Source organism: Geomonas sp. Red276 (genome assembly GCF_054784495.1).
This window is the reverse complement of sequence record NZ_BLXW01000074.1, coordinates 1-3131: the sequence shown is the minus strand read 5'-3', so window position 1 is coordinate 3131 and position 3131 is coordinate 1. Positions and strand designations below refer to the sequence as shown.

3 protein-coding genes are annotated in these 3131 nt (G+C 47.6%); all 3 read left to right on the top strand.

From position 1 onward, the window contains the following. The first annotated feature begins 823 nt into the window (after positions 1 to 823). The 3 genes from ACYVL5_RS23385 to ACYVL5_RS23375 all read left to right on the top strand — a co-directional run bounded on the left by ACYVL5_RS23385 (position 824) and on the right by ACYVL5_RS23375 (position 2937). Positions 824 to 1597, top strand: a complete 774-nt coding sequence (locus ACYVL5_RS23385; protein WP_460597957.1) for a radical SAM family protein — start codon at positions 824 to 826, stop codon at positions 1595 to 1597. Between the two features lie 501 nt (positions 1598 to 2098). Further along, on the top strand, positions 2099 to 2572 hold the full coding sequence (locus ACYVL5_RS23380; RefSeq protein ID WP_460597956.1) for an SMI1/KNR4 family protein: 474 nt from the start codon (positions 2099 to 2101) through the stop codon (positions 2570 to 2572). Between the two features lie 20 nt (positions 2573 to 2592). Beyond that, positions 2593 to 2937, top strand: a complete 345-nt coding sequence (locus ACYVL5_RS23375; protein WP_460597955.1) for a hypothetical protein — start codon at positions 2593 to 2595, stop codon at positions 2935 to 2937. Positions 2938 to 3131 lie beyond the last annotated feature (194 nt).

Below are 3131 nucleotides of genomic sequence, written 5' to 3'. Positions count from 1 at the left end.
CCTTGGCGCTTAAATGCGAGAATGTCCATGTACGCCTCCGTGGAAATCATCGGCATCCCCCCCTTTCTCTGGAAGGGATACCACGGGTTCCCGGGTGGTACACTTTTCGTTACCGCTTTTGGGTCATTTTTGCATTACCAGTGACACTGAACCTTGGGAAGTTCCGGTTGAGGTGATTCGTAGCCGGGTAAACGGAACGATAGTCAACGAGCAGTATCACCATAGTTCTCAGAAGATGGGCCGACGTATTCAGTCCTTGAGTATCGAATCGAAGAAGGTCAACGGACTGGCACGAGTTTACATCACGGCGCGGGAGTTGGATGTCCTTAAGGAACAGTACGGATTGCTGGACCCGTCTGAATCGCGAGAAACTCGACATCTCTCTACCAATCGCCAGGGTGCGGCAACTACGGCCCCTGACACAGGTTGCGAGTCAGGGGAGAGTCAAGAACTCTCCGCCAACTCGCTTCGGCAGAAACCTTTGCATTTACTTGCAGATAGGAAAGTGGTGGAGAGTAGTAGCGAGCTGCCAACCCTGTCGGTCACTACCGATGAGGAACAGCACCAAGCGTATCTCAACCTGATTAGCGGCTCTGAGGACCGTAAGGTAACGGAGCCTGAACCGGCTGAACCGGCTGAACCCGATAAGCCGGAGAAATCGAGACTTATCGACTGGTCCAAATTTGCCGCAAAATCTGCAACGCAAGACCAAGCGGAACCGGCGGAGTACAGGCAGTCAACGCTTCCATGGCGCAAAGCCTAACATTAACTTGGGGAGGGAGAGTTCGTTCTCCCTCCCTGAGATTAACAACGTGAGGGTAAAATGAACAGTTTCAACAAGGCAAAGCCAGGATTCGGTGTCGGGGAGTGGGCACCCTACAGCTACAACATCGGCACCGGATGCTCCAACGGATGCAAGTACTGCTATGCGAGGGACATAGCACTGAAATTTGGTGGGATTTCTGAGAAGGGTCAGTGGACTCAGGAACGGGTGAACCAGGGCAAGGCGGATATCAACGAGAAAGCAGACGGCATGGTCATGTTCCCCAGTATGCATGACATCACCGACAACAACCTGACGACCTACATGAAGACGCTGCGAAATATCCTGGCGGCCGGGAATCAGGTGCTAATCGTATCGAAACCGCGCATGACTACCGTCCAGTCGATATGCGACACCTTCACCAGTTTCAAAGACAGCATACTTTTCCGGTTCACTATCGGCAGTCAGAACGAACGAGTCTGCAAATTCTGGGAACCCAACGCCCCGAAACCTCAGGAGCGGATCAACGCTCTTCGGCATGCTTTTGAGGCAGGTTATCAGACCAGTGTAAGTGCAGAACCGATGCTTGAGGGGTGGCGGGAAGCGGTTGCTCTTTATGAAGCCCTTGAACCCATAGTTACCGACACCGTGTGGTTTGGGAAAATGCAGGAGATCGATGACCGAGTGGATCTGTCAGACCCCGTGAACAAGAGCGCCGCAAATTTCATCCGGGACTTCCAAAGTGATGCAAACATCAGACGGCTTTACGACAGCCTCAAAGATCGGCCCAAGGTCAGGTGGAAGGATTCGGTACGGGAAGTGGTAGGTATCTGAGAAATGAGGCCCCTGAGATCACTATAGTCAACGGGGCCTCACCTATTTCCATATTTCCTTATATCGGCAGCCCACTTGGTCCCAGTAGCTCAATAAAACCATGGAGTTTCAGTGCGTTAAGCTAACGTGTCCGAGAAAATCTGTTAACGCCAGACCACAGAGTGGAGCCTGAACATGGCCAAAACAGGTATCTGGGTTTAGTAGTTGGCGAGGGTGCGGTGTCCGCTAGATGAATAAAATTAACCTGCAACAAGTTTGGTTGTTGTGGTATATGTGGACCTGATTTACTGACCTCCGTGTTAATGATCGGGGCATAGTTCTGGCCACCCATCAAATTGAGAAATATTAATAAACCCAGAATACCTACTGGAAAAAACATTCAAAATGGTGCTATGTAACTGACCTTCAAAAGATAATATCCATTTCAGCAAAAATGCCCCGTAATTTATTACGGCTAATGCGCAGTCTACTCATAGGTTATACCATTGAGAAGGAAAAGAGATGACAGTAATAATTGATCCGAACAACGGGGGAACGGCTAGCCCTGAGCTATTGGCGGCATTCGAAAAAACAATAGGAGCAAAATTACCAGAGGATTTTCAGGCTTTCGTTTTATCCACAAATGGGGGAACCCCTTCCCCAGACACTTATGCAGTCAACGATGGAGAGGATGAGTGGGAAAGTAACGTCTTCTTCTATGGACTCCAAACTGGATCACATTCTTTGTATTCATTGCCCACCAATTATGAAGAATACACCGGCAGAATTCCATCCGGACTAATACCGATAGGCAATGATTACGGTGGAAATTTGATCTGTATTTCAATAAGGAAAGAAGATTACGGCCAGATATTTTACTCGCACCACGATTACTTCACCTATGACGATGAAGAACCTACCGATGATGGAACCCATTATTTAGCACCGTCCTTTTTCACATTTTTCAACAACCTTCATGAGCCTAAAAATGATTAGGAGGTAGGTATAACACTCAGGTGCTGCTGTTTTCGCTTAGCTACACAGCAGACCCTCAACTCGTTGGCAAAGGGCTTAAAATGAAGATATCTGAAATTATCAAGGATAGAAACTGCGGATATTTACGTATAAATTCATCTGCAACCTTTAGTGCGCCTATTGAAAAAATAATGGAATCATTCGGTCTTTTCCCATTCCCAAAGGAGTTGAAGAAAATTAATTATCAACAGGCAGTTAATGTTATAGCTTCGATCCTTTGGAAGGATTTAGCATACAGCTGTGAAATGATAAAAGAAGAAACTGCATACGAAAGAGCCGATTTTTTGGTTTCTCAATTTTATGAGGAAAATACATTGTTGAACTAAGCCGCTGGCGCGGCAACAGTGAACCATCAAAAGGCGGTCTCTCAGGAGGCTGCCTTTTTTATTGGCGAATGTGACTATCCTTTCAAAGAACGGCCAGATCTGGCCGCAATTCAACGAAAGGAGAACAGTCATGACCGAGCTTCGCAAAAGAATGATGGAGGATTTACAACTTGCCGGGTACTCAAAACGCACGG